Source organism: Lelliottia sp. RD5 (assembly GCF_056032945.1).
Map to the genome: position 1 here is coordinate 1,074,947 of NZ_JBVYHQ010000001.1, position 17,498 is coordinate 1,092,444.

Annotated in this window: 20 protein-coding genes and 2 tRNA genes; 7 read left to right on the plus strand and 15 right to left on the minus strand. The window is 50.8% G+C overall.

What is annotated here, in order from left to right:
• Window positions 1–17: 17 nt before the first annotated feature.
• The 6 genes from AC0LWE_RS05450 to csgB form a co-directional block, all read right to left on the minus strand.
• Complete coding sequence (locus AC0LWE_RS05450) at window positions 18–1,502, minus strand: phospholipase D family protein (RefSeq protein WP_202667357.1); 1,485 nt, start codon at window positions 1,500–1,502, stop codon at window positions 18–20.
• The gene (ymdB, locus tag AC0LWE_RS05455; RefSeq protein WP_202667003.1) at window positions 1,438–1,980 is read right to left on the minus strand and encodes an O-acetyl-ADP-ribose deacetylase; all 543 of its coding nucleotides are present in this window, start codon (window positions 1,978–1,980) and stop codon (window positions 1,438–1,440) included. Before ymdB ends, AC0LWE_RS05450 begins: the two co-directional genes overlap by 65 nt.
• A 105-nt stretch (window positions 1,981–2,085) precedes the next feature.
• A complete protein-coding gene (locus tag AC0LWE_RS05460) occupies window positions 2,086–2,406 on the minus strand; it encodes a type 1 fimbrial protein (protein ID WP_202667004.1) in 321 nt (106 codons plus the stop codon).
• Window positions 2,407–2,523: 117 nt separating this feature from the next.
• A complete protein-coding gene (csgC, locus tag AC0LWE_RS05465) occupies window positions 2,524–2,847 on the minus strand; it encodes a curli assembly chaperone CsgC (RefSeq protein WP_072241792.1) in 324 nt (107 codons plus the stop codon).
• Window positions 2,848–2,907: 60 nt separating this feature from the next.
• Window positions 2,908–3,357 carry a curli major subunit CsgA gene (gene csgA / locus AC0LWE_RS05470; protein ID WP_202667006.1) on the minus strand — a complete coding sequence of 150 codons (450 nt, stop codon included), beginning with the start codon at window positions 3,355–3,357 and terminating at the stop codon, window positions 2,908–2,910.
• A gap of 39 nt (window positions 3,358–3,396) precedes the next feature.
• Entirely contained in the window at window positions 3,397–3,852 is a 456-nt protein-coding gene (csgB, locus tag AC0LWE_RS05475) for a curli minor subunit CsgB (protein WP_174342106.1), read from the minus strand.
• Between the two features lie 745 nt (window positions 3,853–4,597).
• On the opposite strand from csgB, the gene csgD reads away from it, so the two are divergent.
• Genes csgD through csgG form a run of 4 tightly spaced genes read left to right on the plus strand, consistent with a single transcriptional unit; the run spans window position 4,598 to window position 6,944 of the window.
• On the plus strand, window positions 4,598–5,248 hold the full coding sequence (csgD, locus tag AC0LWE_RS05480; RefSeq protein WP_059178352.1) for a biofilm master transcriptional regulator CsgD: 651 nt from the start codon (window positions 4,598–4,600) through the stop codon (window positions 5,246–5,248).
• A 4-nt stretch (window positions 5,249–5,252) separates the two neighbouring features.
• Window positions 5,253–5,642: a curli production assembly/transport protein CsgE gene (gene csgE / locus AC0LWE_RS05485; protein WP_059178353.1), complete on the plus strand. Its 390-nt coding sequence runs from the start codon at window positions 5,253–5,255 to the stop codon at window positions 5,640–5,642.
• A gap of 25 nt (window positions 5,643–5,667) precedes the next feature.
• Entirely contained in the window at window positions 5,668–6,084 is a 417-nt protein-coding gene (gene csgF, locus AC0LWE_RS05490; protein WP_059178354.1) for a curli production assembly/transport protein CsgF, read from the plus strand.
• A gap of 26 nt (window positions 6,085–6,110) precedes the next feature.
• Window positions 6,111–6,944 (plus strand): curli production assembly/transport protein CsgG, encoded by an 834-nt coding sequence (csgG, locus tag AC0LWE_RS05495; RefSeq protein ID WP_059178355.1) that lies wholly within the window; start codon window positions 6,111–6,113, stop codon window positions 6,942–6,944.
• Window positions 6,945–6,988: 44 nt separating this feature from the next.
• Here the strand turns inward: csgG and AC0LWE_RS05500 are convergent, their stop codons facing one another.
• The 4 genes from AC0LWE_RS05500 to ghrA all read right to left on the minus strand — a co-directional run bounded on the left by AC0LWE_RS05500 (window position 6,989) and on the right by ghrA (window position 9,913).
• Window positions 6,989–7,471 (minus strand): DUF1097 domain-containing protein, encoded by a 483-nt coding sequence (locus tag AC0LWE_RS05500; protein ID WP_202667007.1) that lies wholly within the window; start codon window positions 7,469–7,471, stop codon window positions 6,989–6,991.
• Between the two features lie 96 nt (window positions 7,472–7,567).
• A complete protein-coding gene (locus tag AC0LWE_RS05505; RefSeq protein ID WP_059178356.1) occupies window positions 7,568–8,122 on the minus strand; it encodes a TorD/DmsD family molecular chaperone in 555 nt (184 codons plus the stop codon).
• 19 nt (window positions 8,123–8,141) lie between these two features.
• Window positions 8,142–8,879 (minus strand): phosphatase, encoded by a 738-nt coding sequence (locus tag AC0LWE_RS05510; RefSeq protein WP_131487556.1) that lies wholly within the window; start codon window positions 8,877–8,879, stop codon window positions 8,142–8,144.
• Window positions 8,880–8,974: 95 nt separating this feature from the next.
• Window positions 8,975–9,913, minus strand: coding sequence for a glyoxylate/hydroxypyruvate reductase GhrA (gene ghrA / locus AC0LWE_RS05515; RefSeq protein WP_219346790.1), 939 nt, complete (start codon window positions 9,911–9,913; stop codon window positions 8,975–8,977).
• A 232-nt stretch (window positions 9,914–10,145) separates the two neighbouring features.
• Here ghrA and AC0LWE_RS05520 point away from each other — a divergent pair.
• Window positions 10,146–10,233 (plus strand) — tRNA-Ser (locus tag AC0LWE_RS05520).
• A gap of 229 nt (window positions 10,234–10,462) precedes the next feature.
• A tRNA-Ser gene (locus AC0LWE_RS05525) sits at window positions 10,463–10,550 on the plus strand.
• Between the two features lie 128 nt (window positions 10,551–10,678).
• Here the strand turns inward: AC0LWE_RS05525 and phoH are convergent.
• The 4 genes from phoH to efeU all read right to left on the minus strand — a co-directional run bounded on the left by phoH (window position 10,679) and on the right by efeU (window position 15,372).
• Window positions 10,679–11,467 (minus strand): phosphate starvation-inducible protein PhoH, encoded by a 789-nt coding sequence (gene phoH / locus AC0LWE_RS05530; RefSeq protein ID WP_041689363.1) that lies wholly within the window; start codon window positions 11,465–11,467, stop codon window positions 10,679–10,681.
• Between the two features lie 501 nt (window positions 11,468–11,968).
• Complete coding sequence (gene efeB, locus AC0LWE_RS05535) at window positions 11,969–13,252, minus strand: iron uptake transporter deferrochelatase/peroxidase subunit (protein ID WP_474264986.1); 1,284 nt, start codon at window positions 13,250–13,252, stop codon at window positions 11,969–11,971.
• A gap of 5 nt (window positions 13,253–13,257) precedes the next feature.
• A complete protein-coding gene (gene efeO / locus AC0LWE_RS05540; protein WP_059178361.1) occupies window positions 13,258–14,385 on the minus strand; it encodes an iron uptake system protein EfeO in 1,128 nt (375 codons plus the stop codon).
• Between the two features lie 153 nt (window positions 14,386–14,538).
• Window positions 14,539–15,372, minus strand: coding sequence for an iron uptake transporter permease EfeU (gene efeU, locus AC0LWE_RS05545; RefSeq protein WP_202694718.1), 834 nt, complete (start codon window positions 15,370–15,372; stop codon window positions 14,539–14,541).
• A 251-nt stretch (window positions 15,373–15,623) separates the two neighbouring features.
• Between efeU and AC0LWE_RS05550 the strand changes: the two genes are divergently transcribed.
• A complete protein-coding gene (locus AC0LWE_RS05550; protein WP_059178363.1) occupies window positions 15,624–16,808 on the plus strand; it encodes a NupC/NupG family nucleoside CNT transporter in 1,185 nt (394 codons plus the stop codon).
• Window positions 16,809–16,838: 30 nt separating this feature from the next.
• Here AC0LWE_RS05550 and AC0LWE_RS05555 read toward each other — a convergent pair whose 3' ends face one another.
• Window positions 16,839–17,258, minus strand: coding sequence for a DUF3574 domain-containing protein (locus AC0LWE_RS05555; protein WP_202694719.1), 420 nt, complete (start codon window positions 17,256–17,258; stop codon window positions 16,839–16,841).
• Window positions 17,259–17,498: the final 240 nt, after the last annotated feature.

The window sequence follows — 17,498 nt, forward strand, 5'->3', positions numbered from 1 at the left end:
CCGGGTCTCCGGCGCGCTTACAGAAGCCACTCCACGGGTAGCCACCAGGCCAGACGCACCAAAACGCGCTGCCAGAAGCGGGTTGAGGGCTCTTTCGTTAACACAATGTCTTTCCCGTCTTTGTGCTCGATCCAGTTCAAACGCCCCGTGTTATCGAGCCGAATTTGCCAGGCCTCCTGCATCCGGGTCTTCAGAAAACGTCGATGGATAATTTGCGCCAGCGTTTCGCTTTCTATCACAAATCCCATTTCGGTATTGAGCATGGTTGATCGCGGGTCAAAATTCAGCGAACCGATAAACACTTTTTGACCATCAATACTGAACGTTTTGGCATGAAGACTGGAACCGGAATTCCCCGTCAAGCCACGATCGTGTAATCCCGGCACGAAATCCTGCGTCGGCTTAAGTTCATACAACTCAATACCGTGTCGCAGCAGTTTTTTACGCCAGCGCGCATAACCCGCATGGACCACGGCGACGTCGTTAGCCGCCAGCGAATTCGTCAGAATCGCGACCTTGACCCCTTTGCGCACCATTTGCAGCAGCAGCGCAACGCCTGCCCGAGTGGGGACAAAATAAGAAGAAATAATATCAATTTGTTCGACCGGAGAGCCCATCACGTCCAGTAAACGCTGCGGCAGTAGGGAATGACGTTTTGCCCGTCCCAGCCCTTTACGCGGATCGTCGCTGAGCAAGCGGGTTTTCGCCCAAATCAGCGGTAAATCCCGCGCCTCAAGCTGGGTAATGAACTGGCTGGATTCCAACTTATTCAAATAACGTTGGGTTATCTCGCTCTGATACCATTCATCCGGTGGCTGGATCCGCGCTTCGATCTCCGCTTCCGACAGTTCCAGAACCTGCTTTAGAGTGGATACGCAGGCGCTGCTCCAGTAACGTTCAAAGTCATCAGCCACATCCGCCACAACCGGCCCCACCGCCATCACATCCAGATCGGAAAAGAGCGGCGCGTCCCCTGCCCCAAAGTACGCATCGCCGACATTGCGACCGCCAATCAGGGTAACTTCACCATCGACAGTGAAACTTTTGTTGTGCATACGGCGGTTGAGACGCGCGAAGTCGGTGAGATACCCCAGCGCGCGGAGCGTTCTAAAGGAGAAGGGATTGAATAGCCGTACATCAATATTTTGATGCGAATCGAGCAGACGTAAAATGGCATCCAGCCCCTGGGTATTGTTATCGTCGAGCAGAAGCCGGACGCGCACCCCGCGCGTCGCCGCCGACAGCAAAACGGAAAACAACAGCCGCCCGGACATGTCGTCTTCCCAGATGTAATACTGCACATCTAACGTTTTTTCCGCCATTTCCGCCAGCCGATATCGGCACGCAAACGCGTCCAGGCTATCGTCCAGGGGGAGAAGACCGCATAATCCTGGATGTTCTGCGCTAACAGGCGCAATAGCACGCCCGAGCCGCGTTTTATGCGTCAGGGATAAGTCCTCGTTGGATAAGGAGTTGCTGGTAAAGCTGGGCATTTTCTTCATCATAACAGACAAAGTATACCCGCTCCGGCAGAGGCTTGCGGGTGAGGAATTCTGAAACTGTATCTACCGCTATTTCCGCAGCCGCCGCTTTGGGATACCCGTAAACGCCCGTGCTAATGGCGGGGAACGCCAAAGTTTGATATCCATTCGCCGCAGCCAGACGCAGACAGTTAAGATAGGCGTCCTTTAACGTCCTCGCTTCATGATGATCTCCCCCCTGCCAGACAGGGCCAACCGCATGAATCACCGCTTTCGCCGGAAGTTCGCCTGCGATGGTAATCACCGCATGTCCAGGGGCACATTCGCCCTGCTGCTGGCACACCGTTTTGCAGGCTTCCAGCAGTTGTGGTCCGGCCGCACGATGAATGGCTCCGTCAACCCCTCCACCGCCCATTAACGACGGTTTGGCTGCATTGACGATAACGTCAACCTCCATCGTCGTGATATCCCCAACAACAACGTCTATTTGCGGCTTCATATACATTCCTCTACTACCTGTATTTTAGTAAGTGTATAGCAGGGGAATGTGGCAAAGAAGGATTTGATCAGAAAAGCCCCCCGCCACCGGACGGAGGGCTTTGGCTTAGCGATAGTCTATTTGCACAATGGCCAATGACTTTTCTGGATTGATGTATTTCATGCTGACCCTGGCGATATCTGGATTGACGTTGCGACCGCTAACGGCATCCTGATAGCTGACCTGAGTCGTTTGCATCTTCCCGTCTTTAGGACAGGAAAGCGCAAACTGCTGCTTTTGCGGTGTAATTTCACACGGATCCTCGACAATCATCCCACGGAAATGAATAACACCGCCGTTAACAATCGTTGCCGAAAAAGCCGGTATCAGAGCAGATGAAAGCATCATCCCCACACCTAACATCATTTTTATACTGAACGCGACCATGGATTGGTTCCTCAATGAGAAATCATCCTTGATGGGTGTCGTGCATTCCTTATCTAGAGCATAGAGAGATTCATTGGGAACCGCCAAATTATACAATGCATTGATTTCGTGAATGTTTCATTCAGAAGTCGGCCACTGTTGCGATAAATGAAGTGATTTCCCATCGGTAACAGTAACGACAATTTTCACAGAATCTTTAGGGCTAATATTCAAACTGAGCCTGGACAAATCAATGGCCTGATTCGCAGGAAGAGAAAGCGTATTCCGCTGACTAGAGGTACTTTGCCCGCCTCCCCCTTGTCGGGAAGAGGTGATTTGAACCTGGCACACACAAGGCTCGGATAACGTCACCTGGGGAATAATGGTCGTCATGTCCCCATTTTGTGTCGTTTTAAAGGTAATTTGGCTGGAGAGCGCAGCGAGGAGCAGAAGGGTATGCATGATAAACTCCCGAAAAAAAACAGGGCCTATGCCCTGTTTTTTTGTAGCACAGAGTGCGTATTAGTACTGATGCGCAGTTGCGTTGTTGCCGAAACCAACCTGAGTAACAGACACAGTTGAGCCAGATGCGGTCTGGTCTACTGCTGCGCCGTTGCCGCCGCCGAACTGTTTAACAGTCATTGTAGAATCTTTACCATTCCACTGATCGAGGGTTGCGCTGTTACCAAAGCCGTTCTGCACCAGTTCGATAGAGCTGTCATCAGAACCTTGACCAACATCAGCACCGTTACCTCCACCGTGCTGAGAAATAGACAGTTCAGAATCTTTTGCATTAGATTGCAGAGCAACAGCTGAGTTACCGCCACCGGACTGGTAAATACTCAGTGTGGAGTTAGGACCGCTATTACCGCCACCCCAACCACCACCGTGGCCGTATTGTGGAATTGAACCAGCCAGAGCACTGCCAGAAACTACGATTGCTGCGATTGCTGCCACTTTGAAAAGTTTCATGGTAAACCCCCATCGGATTGATTTAAGTCGTCGAAATAGTTAGCGTTGGATAACGCGAATAGCCATTTGCGACTGTCTCTGAACAACAACTGCTGTTTTTTGCGTACCATACTGCGTAATACTCGCTCTGTTACCCGAACCTTTCTGAATAATCATCGCGGTATTACCAAAAGCACCCTGCTGAATACTTGCATCGTTCCCGTTGCCGGACTGATCAATATAAGCAAGGTTGTAAGTCCCTGATTGATCAACTTTCGCTCTATTGCTTCCACCTTCCTGAGAAACAACGGACAGTAATTTTGAACCGCCCTGACGAACTTCTGCGTTATTACTCACGCCTTGTTGACCAATAATGGCTGCCTGATTATATGAAGACTTACTTAATTCATTAACCGCGAAGTTGTATTCCGAATTTGCCAAATCCGAACCTGCCGCGATTGATAACCCAGGCGCACCCAGTAATGTAAACATCATAAATAACGTTCTGTTTTTCATGTTGTCACCTGGACCTGGCTAAATAAACATCTCGGTGTTAACGCGATTCGTTTTTTGTTAACGCCGCGTTACGATGAAGAGTATGTCCACCGAAACAATTTAAATATCTCACCCGCGCGACTTATTTTTATTTAAAGAGTCACCTCAAAGTATTAATTAATGCTGAAATATGCTGTTGCCAGCGGGACTTAGTATTCTTTATAAATATTTTGACAGAATACTTGCGTGCCCTGCCAGGCTGCTTCCCCTCTCAACTTCATCAATGTCACTGCGCATATGAGAGGGGTAACATGACTCACTCGTCACAACTCACTCGATTTCTTAAGAGCATTCCGATCACAAAGGAAGTCGTAGACATCACGACGAACTCATACCTGAAATAGCAGTGACATTAATAATTATTATGCTTATAAATCAATTGAATATAATTATTTGTATGATTTTTAAAATGTGTGCAGAAGAATTATTGTGTACAACTTTTTTATCATAACTAAACAATTCCACGGCCTTAAATTAACAATTTAATATTGATTTTTACATTCTGTTACACCATTAACACTTGATTTAAAAATCGTAATAGCTAGATTGAAATCAGCAGTACGGAGTATTTTTTAATATTTACCTCTCTCTAGAGGTTATGTTCAGATTCTACACACAGCAGTCCTACATCTGTCAGTACCTCTGGTGTCCCCTTGTATATTTCAGGGGGACGGCTGCCAGGTGTTATAAAAAGTGGGGTTTCATCATGTTTAATGAAGTCCATAGTTTACAAGGTCATACATTACTGTTGATCACTAAGCCGTCCTTGCAAGCGACAGCCTTATTACAGCATTTGAAGCAATCTCTTTGCTTGAATGGGAAACTGCATAATATTCAACGTTCTTTCGATGATATTGTTCCTGGCAGCATCATTCTTTTCGACATGATGGAAGCCGATAAAAAGCTTATTCATTACTGGCAGGATAACTTAAGCAGGAAAAACAATAATATCCGTTCGCTATTATTGAACACTCCTGACGAATATCCTTTCCGGGATATTGAAAGCTGGCCGCATATTAATGGCGTCTTTTACGTCACAGAAGACGAGACGCGTGTGGTAGAAGGGCTGCAAGGTATTTTGCGCGGAGAGTGTTACTTTTCCCAAAAGCTTGCCAGCTATCTCATCACTCACTCCGGAAATTATCGCTATAACAGTTCAGAATCCGCGCTGCTGACGCACCGTGAAAAAGAGATCCTGAATAAATTACGCATCGGTTCTTCAAATATTGAAATCGCCCGTTCTTTATTTATCAGCGAAAATACCGTTAAGACACATCTCTATAATCTTTTCAAGAAGATAGCTGTTAAAAACAGGACTCAGGCTGTTTCATGGGCAAACGATAATCTCAGGCGTTAATAACATGAAACGCACGTTGAGTTGGATAGCGGCAGCGGGTTTTCTGCTTGCTGCCGGGAACCTTCACGCTGTTGAAGTGGAAGTTCCCGGATTGTTAACTGACCACACTGTCTCATCTATCGGCCACGATTTTTACCGGGCATTTAGCGACAAATGGGAAAGTGATTATCCAGGCAACTTAACAATCAATGAGCGTCCCAGTGCTCGATGGGGAAGCTGGATCACAATAACGATTAATCAGGACGTTATTTACCAGACCTTTTTATTCCCGACGAAACGAGACTTTGATCAAAACGTAAGTTTTGCACTGGCACAGACCGAAGATGCGGTAAATCGCCTGCAAATCGACAAGGCTCTCCTGAGCACTGGCGATTTAGCAAAAGATGAATTCTGACGACGAATAATATCCGGAGGCTGTAATGCGTCTCGCACACACAGTGATTTCATTAATGCTGATTGCTCCACTGAGCTGGGCCGGGAATATGACTTTCCAGTTCCGCAACCCTAACTTTGGCGGCAATCCGAATAACGGGGCATTCTTACTGAATGAAGCCCAGGCTCAAAACTCATATAAAGACCCCAGTTACAAAGACGATTTCGGCATCGAAACGCCTTCTGCACTGGATAACTTTACTCAGGCTATTCAGTCGCAAATATTAGGCGGCTTATTAACGAATATTAATACCGGTAAACCAGGTCGTATGGTGACCAATGATTTTATCGTCGATATTGCTAATAAAGATGGGCAACTGCAGTTGAATGTCACCGACCGGAAAACGGGTAAAACATCCACGATCCAGGTTTCCGGTCTGGCCAATAATTCAGCTGACTTTTAAACAACCTCGAAATAAGGACAATACTCATGCAGCGCTTTCTGATTCTTGTTGCAGTGTGCTTATTGAGCGGTTGTTTAACTGCTCCGCCCAAAGAAGCCGCGAAACCAACATTAATGCCTCGGGCTCAAAGTTATCGTGATTTAACGCATCTCCCAATGCCGACAGGCAAGATCTTTGTCTCGGTATATAACATTCAGGATGAAACCGGTCAGTTTAAACCGTATCCGGCAAGTAACTTCTCGACCGCAGTACCGCAAAGTGCCACCGCGATGCTGGTGACAGCGCTCAAGGATTCACGCTGGTTTATTCCGCTGGAACGTCAGGGACTGCAAAACCTGCTGAATGAACGCAAAATCATTCGCGCAGCTCAGGAGAATGGTACCGTAGGCATGAACAACCGCGTGCCGTTACAATCGCTCGTGGCGGCCAACGTGATGGTTGAAGGGTCAATTATCGGTTATGAAAGTAATGTGAAATCGGGCGGTGTCGGGGCACGTTATTTTGGTATCGGGGCTGACACGCAATACCAGCTCGACCAGATTGCCGTCAACCTGCGAGTGGTCAACGTGAGCACAGGTGAGGTGCTTTCATCGGTGACGACCAGCAAAACGATTCTTTCGTATGAGGTTCAGGCCGGTGTGTTCCGCTTCATCGACTATCAGCGTCTGCTGGAAGGTGAAATCGGCTACACCTCGAACGAACCGGTCATGATGTGCCTGATGTCAGCCATCGAAACAGGGGTTATCTTCCTGATTAATGACGGTATCGATCGCGGCTTGTGGGACCTGCAGAATAAAAATGAAGTGAAAAATGACATTCTGGTGAAATACCGCGAAATGTCTGTGCCTCCTGAATCCTGATTCAGAAGCGCAAAAGAAAAGCGAGACCCATGGGTCTCGCTTTTTTATTTACTTAATACGGTAACGTTTTGCGCCCTTTCCCGTCGCGCAGCCAGCCACAGCCCGCTGTTTTTCATGGCATAACCAAACACCAGGCCCAGTAGCAAAGACGGGACGATCATTTTCCAGTCGCCCTGACCGGCAAACGTCGCGCATGCGCCAATAAAGGTTCCAGGAACAAATGACAGCAACAGATGCTTCGCCTGGATGCACATTAAAAAAGCCACCACGGCCGTCATCATATAGCCCACGATCTCAAGATGCGGTGCCAGCGCACTGCCCTTCATGATAATTAACGCCCACACCACGCCGCTCATCATGGTACATCCTGAGATGAACAGTCCTTTAAGCCCGCCCTGTGGGCACGCGAAATAGGCCGTACAGCCCAGGAATCCCGCCCAACTGAGTAAACCAAGAGACACAGCCACCCATCCCCAAAGTCCGGAGAGAATGCCTGTCGTGATTGCGATAGAAAGGAGTATGTTCATGGCGCGCATCTTATCAGATACGCGGCCATGAAATGAGATCATGAGCACATTTTATGCAAACCAGAATACATCGTTGCATTTAAAATGTGATTCAAATCACTCTTCGTGTTCTTCCTGTAATTCATCCCACATGGCCGACACGGCATCGCGGGTCAATGGGGCCATTGTCCGCCAAAAAGGCGACGTGGCATGCGCTTCGATTTTCCCGAGGAAAGCGCCGCACCACGGCAACAGATAATCGGCAAACAGCGTTTCGAGTGCTTCGCTTTCATCTTCCCCGGCATGATCTTCAATCCAGGACGCGGCCAACAACAGGGTGCCAATGTGATCGGCAGGGGCATCCGTCAGCGGCATTCCACGCTCGGACAGAAACGCGCGCACTTCAGCTTCCGTTGCGCCCTCTTCCCATGCCGAACGATACGGCGATACACGGCACTCTTCGCCGACAAACAGGGCGTTGTAGTCCGCCGCAATCTGCTGCATATCGCAGCTTTTTTGCAGACGTTGCAGTTGCTCGTCCTGCTCCAGGGGCCAGTTTTCCGCGAGCTTGCCTTCGCGAATCAGCGTAAACAGCGGCACCAGCAGCGGATCCTGCGGCTGACGGTAATACAAGGTGCCCAGTACGCGGCAAAGGATTGAAAACTCGTTCATTTAATTTTCCATTACACTATTAAAGATCTGCAAATTCAGGGATACGAGGCATGCCGCGCGACTCAAGGAAATCGAGCATACGACGCGGCGTGACGTTAAGAATTCTCTCTTCCGGGAACCCCACCTCATCAAGCACTTTCCGACACTCGGTAAACTCACCCAATGTAAACGCCGTGTGAGAATCAGATCCCAGCGCAACCATTCCGCCCGCATCACGCACAGCCGCCGCGACGGCACGACAGTTCGCTTCACTGCCGATTCGGGAGTGAATAAAGGAAGAGTTGTTGATTTCCAACGCCACACGATGTTTGGCCGCCGCTTGCGCCACGGCCTGAATATCGATAGGGAATTTAGGATTGCCGGGATGGCTGATAATGTGCACGTTGCCGCTGGCAATCGTCGCAATCATTGCCTGAGTGTGGGTGTCCTTATCCTGCGGCGGGAACACCGGCTCATGAAAACCGGCGATAATCATGTCCAGAGACGTGAGCATTGGGCCAGTACAGTCGATTTCGCCGTCCGTATTTTTAATATTGGCCTCAATACCACGCAGTATCCCGACGCCATCAACCAGGCGTGGCCAGATACGCATATTCACAAAATGCCAATAGTGCGGCGCATCAGCCATATCAGGACCGTGATCGGTAATGGCGAAAAGCTTGATGCCTTTCAGCCGGGCTTGCGCGATGTAGTCATGGAGGGTGCTGTAAGCATGGGTACTGGCGACGGTGTGCATATGCAGGTCAACGGGATACATCGGTCTCTCCTCTGATGTTTTACCAAAGGATAGCAGGAATGGGGGGTGAATATTAGCAAAAACCCGGCCAGCGCCGGGTTTGACTCATGCCTGAATCAGTAGCCAAGCTGTCTGTTGACCTGCCCGGTGGCTGCTTTTCCCTGTTCCAGATGAGTGATGGTACGGGCAATATACTCCACGGCTTCTGCTGGACGCGTCACCGCCGCGATATGCGGGGTCATCGCCACGCGCGGATGCGCCCACAGCGGGCTTTCGACCGGCAACGGCTCACTGCTGTACACATCCAGCATGGCGCCTTTGAGCTTGCCCGTATTCAGGGCGTCAATGAGATCGTGCTCAACCACATGAACGCCGCGCGCCAGGTTCATCAAATAGCTTTGATCCGCCAGCTGGTTGAGCAGGCCTTTGTTGATAATCCCCACGGTTTCTGCGGTGTTCGGCAGCAGGTTAATCAGCACACGCGTGCCCTTTAAAAATGCCGGGAGTTCTTCCCCCCCAGCGAAGCTTTGTACACCGGGATACGTTTTGCGGCTGCGGCTCCAGCAACGCAGCGGGAATCCCCACGGTGCGAGCGCTTCGGCAACCTTTGAACCCAGTACCCCTGCGCCCAAAATACCGACGGTAAAATCTTCACGCTGATAATCGGGCAGCGGTTCCCACTGAGATTTCAGCTTGAGCGCCTGGTAATCATCAAAACGGCGGAACCAGTGCAGCACCTGGCTAACGGCATATTCCTGCATCTGCTGACCCATTCCGGTATCTTCGAGCCGGAACAATAGAATATGTTCTGGCAGCATTTCCGGATGGGCTTTCAGTTTACTCAGAATCGAATCGACACCCGCCCCAAGGGCAAACACCGCTTTCAGGTCACGCCCCTGCAGCATCTCTACTGGCGGATGCCAGACTAACGCGTAATCGGCATGTTCATTATCGCCGCGCTTCCACTCACGAACGCGTGCGCCAGGCAGAGCTGTCGTCAGCGCGTTAATCCAGTGAGGGTTATCAAACGTCGGGTGATAAAAGATGATATCCATAATGACTCCTGCCTTTTATTTCGCTGTTTTATGTGCATTTTCAACTGGATTGCCAGCATAACAAATTTATCTGGAAACTGCGTTGCTGATAAAAGAGACGCTTTCAGCACATTCAGGAATCATGTTGCTTAAAGTTTGTCTCAACATGCTAAATAACTGAAAAAGTTGATTGACGGCAGTTCGGCTTTTCCTTACATTATCGCCCGTCCCAGCAGCATCGGGATGACAATACGGTGAGGTGTCCGAGTGGCTGAAGGAGCACGCCTGGAAAGTGTGTATACGGCAACGTATCGAGGGTTCGAACCCCTCTCTCACCGCCATATTTGAAGAAGAGCTCGCATGAAAATGCGGGCTTTTTTTTCGTCTGTCGAAACGCCATTTTACCCGCTCCTGGCTCACATTCTCCTTCATTGACGCTAACCTATTCGTGAGAGTGATTATTGCTTAACCGAACAGCCGTCCATACACAAAATAAGCTTGACCGTTTTAGCGCAACTCCCTATAGTAGCGCCCCGTTGCCCCCTACGCGGTAAGGCAGCAGAACAATACGGTGAGGTGTCCGAGTGGCTGAAGGAGCACGCCTGGAAAGTGTGTATACGGCAACGTATCGAGGGTTCGAACCCCTCTCTCACCGCCATATTAAAAGAAGAGCCCGCATGAAAATTCGGGCTTTTTTTCGTCTGATGTTTATCACATAACGTCTGCTACAACACGTTGCTGACAAAACAAAGCCCGGTTTCCCGGGCCTTGAAAGCAACGGCGCACTCAGTAATAGGCGTTTAACGTGTGCTGGCAAAGCGCCGAACGCACACAGTCGTCTTTCGTGAAACGCACCACACCGACCATATCGTCTTCAACAAAACGTGACATTGCGTCGCTCAGGCCAGACTTCACGCCCGACGGCAAATCGCATTGGGTGATATCGCCATTGACGATAACGGTCACATTTTCCCCGAGGCGCGTTAAAAACATTTTCATTTGCGCAGCAGTCACGTTCTGAGCCTCGTCAAGAATCACGACCGCATTTTCAAATGTACGTCCGCGCATATAGGCGAACGGCGCGATTTCCACCTTACCAATCTCTGGTCGCAGGCAGTACTGCATAAAAGAGGCACCCAGGCGTTTCACCAGCACGTCATAAACGGGTCGGAAATACGGGGCAAATTTCTCTGAGATGTCGCCGGGCAAGAAGCCGAGATCTTCATCGGCCTGCAATACCGGACGGGTGACGATAATTCTGTCCACATCCTTATGAATCAGAGCCTCCGCCGCCTTAGCAGCACTGATCCAGGTTTTCCCGCATCCGGCTTCACCGGTGGCGAAGATCAGCTGTTTACTCTCGATAGCATTCAGGTAGTGCGCCTGAGCTTCATTACGCGCTTCAATAGGTGAATGATCGCGGCTGTCCCGCGCCATGCCAATTGCTTCTACGCCACTCATCTGCACAAGCGAGGTGACCGATTCTTCTTCACGCTGTTTATGGCTACGTGAATCCCGTCTCAGCACACGTTTTGCTTCACGACGAGCTTTGATCACTGCTTTTTGTCTTCCCATGGATAGCACCTTGAGTTGTTGGAATTCATCACACGCACCACCATTCGCGGCGCGATCATGCAAACGAACATCTGAGGGTTGGCTTCCTTCTAAGCCATTGCTTGCCTTTTTGAATGACACAACCGAACGGCTATGCGCACCGCTCTGTATGTCGGAAAAGTCATGTTTATGCATCGGGGAGGAGAATTTTGTGGTGAAGAAATCGCTGCCGGAGTCAGAGCCTCCGCGCTGGGTGTTGCGGTTGTGGTATTGCTTATGTCCAATACAGGACCCAACCATTCGCGATCTCCATAGTGATTCGATATCACTGCCGGGAACTACCGCCGTCTTATAATAATTACATCAGGATTTATCATAAATGCAACATTTATTTTACCTGAGTGCAACTTAAAGACCACTCCTGCAGCTAAGATGAGTCTCTTACAGGAATATTACAGAAATATAACAGAGAGATAGACATACGAAAAAATAATATCCCCGCGAAGTATCACGGGGATAAATTTACGCTTCGATCAGGCCTTGGGCGAGATACGCGCCTTCACCGCGCACGCCTGGCAGAGCAAAGAAATAGCCGCCGCCGATAGGTTTTATGTACTCTTCCAGCGCTTCGCCGTTTAAGCGTTTTTGCACGGTCAAGAAGCCCTTTTCCAGATCGTGCTGATAGCAGACAAACAGCAGCCCCATGTCCAGCTGACCGGAGTTAGTGACGCCCAGAGAATAGCTGTATCCACGGCGCATCATCAGATTCGACTGGGTTTCCGGGGTACGCGGGTTGGCCAGACGAATATGACTGTCCAGGGCAATGGTATCGCCATCAGGATCGCGCGCGTAATCCGGCACGTCATGCTCGTTTTTCATGCCCAGCGGCGCACCGCTTTGCTTATCCCGACCGAAAATCGTCTGCTGCTCTTTAAGCGGCGTACGATCCCAGAACTCAACGTGGAACTGGATAATCCGCACCGCCTGATAGCTCCCACCAACGGTCCATGCGGGCTCACCCTGGTCCGCCGTCGTCCACACCACGCTTTTCATCAGTGCGGCGTCAGTGCTGTCCGGATTAGCCGTACCATCTTTGAAACCAAGCAGGTTGACAGGGGTCTCTTTCCCCTGGCTTCGCGCCGCGTGATCGGAGATAAATCCTTCACGCTTCCAGCGCACGCTGAGTAAATCCGGCGTGTGCTTGATGATATCGCGCAGCGCGTGGATCACCGTATCCTGGGTGTTGGCGCAGATCTGGATCAGCAGATCGCCATGACACAGCGCCGCATCCAGAGAATCATTAGGAAAACGCGTCATCTTCTGCAGCGTTTTCGGCTTGTGCTTCTCCAGACCATAGCGCGCGTCAAACAGCGAGTCGCCGACCGAAACCGTTACGGTCAGATTATCCGGGGCAATAAATGGCCCCAGAATTCCTGAATCCATCGGCGGCATGCGCGGGTTAGGCTTTTCTGGCGCCGGGCCGCCTGCCGTCAGAAACGCGATACGTTTCGTCAGCACGCGGAACAGACGTTCCAGATCCGCTTTGTCGCTTGCCAGCGAGTCAAAGGCGACCACCATCATGGCCGCCTGCTGCGGCGTCAAAATTCCGCCCTGATGCTCGCCGTAAAACGGCTGCGTTTCCATCCGCGCATTGGGGGAGAGCGTGCCCGGCGCGCTCTCCGGTTTTGCCGCATGCGCTACCGGGCAGCCGCCTGCCAGCGCGAGCGCACCACCCAGCGCCCCCACGCCTTTCAGCAATCGACGCCGGGAAGGTTCCGCGACGCCGTACTCTTCTTTCTCATTCATGATGCTTAGTCCAGACCCAGCACGCCGCGCAGCTGAGCCAGATCTTCTGCCAGCGTGGTGATCGGTCCTTTCAGCGCATTACGATCCGCATCGGTTAACTTGTCGTAGGTTTCATACCCGTCTTTGGTGCGGTATTTCGCCAGAATGGTATTCACTTTTTTGAAGTTTGCATCCACTTTGGCCAGCAGTGCGCTGTTATCTTTTTGCAGCTGCGGACGGAGCAAATCGACAATTTTCTGCGCGCCTTCGACGTTGGCCTGGAAGTCCCACAGGTCAGTATGGCTGTAGCGATCTTCTTCGCCGCTGATTTTGCTGGCGGCCACTTCTTCAATGAGGCCCGCCGCGCCACCCACTACTTTTGATGGCGGGAACGCCAGCTCGCTGATGCGTTTTTGCAGTTCCAGCACGTCGGTATTGAGCTGTTCAGCGTATTTCTCCATGCCCTTGGTGGAGTTGTCGCCAAACAGCGCTTTCTCCAGACGGTGGAAACCGGTGAACTTCGGATCGGCGGCTTTCTGCTCATAATCGTCTTCACGGGCGTCAATGCTGCCGTCGAGATCAGAGAACAGCTCAGCGATCGGCTCGATGCGCTCATAATGCTGACGCGTTGGCGCATACAGGGATTTCGCTTTTTCGATATCGCCCGCTTTCACCGCGTCGGTAAAGGCTTTGGTTCCGGCCACCAGGTCGGCGGTCTCTTTCGTGACGTACGCTTTATACGCAGTGATCGCTGTGCCGAGGCTCAGCAACGCTTCGCCTTTTGCTGCATCGGCCGTCGCTTCGCCTTTCACGATCAGCTTGCCTTTCGGGTTAGTCAGCAGTCCGCAGGTCATGTCGTATTCGCCCGGTTGCAGGTTCGCGGTCATTTTCTGACTAAAACCGGGCGCGATGTTTTCACGCTCTTCCACAACCATCACGCCTTTGAGGATTTCCCACTCCAGCGCCTTCTGGCTGTGGTTTTGAATAATAAACTGCGTTTTACCGCTGTTGACCGTGATAGTCATCGGCTCACACTGTTTATCGTTCACGGTCACTTTCACCTGAGGAACATCAGCCGCCTGAGCAGAAAACGCATACGCAAACAGCGCTGCCACACCAACCTGTAACGCACTACGACGAAATTGAATTGCCATGACTCTTCCCTTTCTAAAGTATGTTGTAACTCTACACGTCAGCCTTCAAGCTGCGTCTGCTCATCCCAGTCACTTACCAGAGTAAGCTCCTGGGGACTTTCAGACTTGCCGCCTTGACCCAGCGTGAATGATTTTGTGTATACACTGTGCACTTCACGGCGCGGTTCGCGACGGCTGAGTGCTGGGGCGTGATGGCATAAAGAACAACACCAGCGCCGGAATGAGATAGATGAAATACATCGCCACTTCGCTGACGCTCGGCGTTTCCTGATAGCCAAAAATGCCTTCGAGGAGAGTCCCGATGAGCGAATGGGTGGAGAGAACCGTGCTGAGATCGAAGGCAACATCCTGGAAATGGTTCCACAGGCCTGCCTCGTGGAAGGCGCGAATCGCACCCGCAGCCAGACCCGCTGCCACCAGCAGAATAAACAGGCTGGTCCACTTAAAGAACGCGCCCAGATTCAGGCGTATGCCGCCCCAATACAGCATAAAGCCCAGTACCACCGCGGTTGCCAAACCAAGCATCGCACCAATAGGTGGCCAGATCCCCACATCCTGCTGGAACGCAGCCAGCAGGAAAAAGACCGACTCCAGCCCTTCGCGCGCGACGGCGAAAAAGACCATCAGGATCAGCGCCCAGCCGTGGCTGTTGCTTTTTTGCAGCGCGTTATCGACCGCCTGCTCCAGTTGAACTTTGACGTTGCGCGACACTTTACGCATCCAGAACACCATCCAGGTGAGGATCACCACGGCGATCGCCGCGACAAGGCCTTCGAACAGTTCCTGTTCTTTTTGCGGGAATTCACCGGTGGTTTCGTTGATCAGAATACCCAGGCCCAGGCAGAGCGCTGCGGCGAGGAAAACGCCAATCCACATCACCCCGATCCAGCGTCCGCGTTGGGTTCGCTTGAGATAGCTGGCGATCAAGCTGACAATCAAGGCCGCTTCAAGACCTTCACGTAACATAATGAGAAATGGAACAAACATGCCGACACCTTAAATGTTTATCGCGGTCAACTGATGCAAAGAAAGGTAAATTCTTGTGATAGTGATTATCATTACGGCGTGAATAAACACAAGCGAAATATGTGAGGTTTTGATGACGAGATGTAAATCGCTCGCCTGTTAATAATTTCATTCGTTATCGTTATGTGTATAACTTATAACGTAAATGCCCATTTACGCTTGCCAGTCCCTATGGCTAAATAAGCGCTTCGATAACCTGCTGAAAATTTAAAATGTATAACTTTGTCCATTTCCTGCTGGCGCTGGTGATTATTCTTGCGCTCGCCTGGCTGGTGAGTTTCGACCGCCGAAAAATTCGTATTCGCTACGTTTTACAGCTTATTGTCATTGAAATTGCGCTGGCGTTCTTTTTCCTGCATGCGGAAAGCGGACTCTTCGTGATTAAATATGTTTCCGGATTCTTTGAATCCCTGCTGAAATTTGCGGCAGAAGGAACAAACTTTGTCTTTGGTGGAATGGGTGAAAAAGGGCTGGCGTTCATTTTCCTCGGCGTTTTATGCCCAATTATTTTCATCTCTGCGCTGATTGGTATTCTCCAGCACTGGCGAATTCTGCCGATTTTTATTCGCGTTATCGGCACGCTGCTGTCCAAGCTGAACGGCATGGGAAAACTGGAATCGTTTAACGCCGTCAGCTCTCTGATATTGGGTCAGTCGGAAAACTTTATTGCGTATAAAGGTGTGCTGGGCGATCTCTCTTCTCGACGCCTGTTCACCATGGCTGCCACGGCGATGTCGACCGTTTCGCTGTCGATTGTCGGCGCGTATATGACTATGCTCGATGCCAAATTTGTGGTCGCTGCGTTAATTCTGAATATGTTCAGCACCTTTATTATTTTGTCGGTCATCAACCCAGCGCGACCTGAAGCCGAACCCGAAATCAAACTGGAAAAACTGCACGAATCTCAGAGTTTCTTTGAGATGCTGGGCGAGTATATTCTGGCCGGTTTTAAAGTGGCGATGATTATTATGGCGATGCTAATCGGCTTTATTGCCATTATTAGCGCCATCAATGCCCTGTTCTCCAGCGTATTTGGCATAAGCTTCCAGCAAATTCTTGGCTACGTGTTTTATCCGCTGGCGTGGCTGGTGGGCATTCCGCTGAGCGATGCGTTAAATGCGGGCAGCATTATGGCGACGAAACTGGTGGCGAATGAATTTGTGGCCATGATTGAGCTGCAAAAAATAGCCGGTCAAATGACGCCGCGCGGCCTGGGTATTCTGTCGATCTTCCTGGTCTCCTTTGCCAACTTTGCGTCCATCGGGATTATCGCGGGCGCGATTAAAGGCCTGAACGAGCAGCAAGGAAACGTGGTATCTCGCTTTGGTTTGCGCCTGGTCTACGGCGCGACGCTGGTGAGCCTGCTGTCGGCAAGCTTCGCCGGGTTAGTATTGTAAAAAATAACGGCGGGATTTCCCGCCGTTTTCTTAGAACTGAACGCAGACCGGCTGATCAACGCGCATCACCGATTCCTGCGCAAACCGTGATTTATACACCCCGCGCAGGGCTTCAATATTCTTCTCGCTCTGGGCATCTTTGCCGTGGATCAGCATTAACGCTTTGCTTGGCTCACGCGCCACTTTTCCGTCATTGCCCAGCCATTGGCCGCGCGCATCAAACACCGTTAAGCCATCACGAAAACGCGGCGTCACGTCCTGATCCACAAATTGCTGCCACTCCTGACCGGTGATCGGTTCCCCTGCCGGACGGTTCAGCCCGAAATACAGCGTGGTCTGCTGCATCTGATTATCGGCTTTGCAGGTGGCGTCAGCGGCGCTGTGTGTGGGTGAGTTACACCCTGCCAGCATCAAGAGCGCGGCAGCCATAAGCCCTGTTTTGATTGTCATTGTTCGCTATCCTCATTGTTATAAGCACAGCGATATGAGCGTAAATGGCGGGATTTAGCAAGAGGGATGAGGGTTTCCCTCTCCCGTTTGGGTGAGGGAAATATGCGGCAGTGTTGGTCGTTACGTTCACGTTAAAATTTATGCTTTCTTTCACCGGAGCACTTGTGAACGTGCCATGGCGGCTCAATCGCCGCCGCCCTGGCGACCCGGGCTCCCGGCAAGAAAATCGTCGCTATGCGG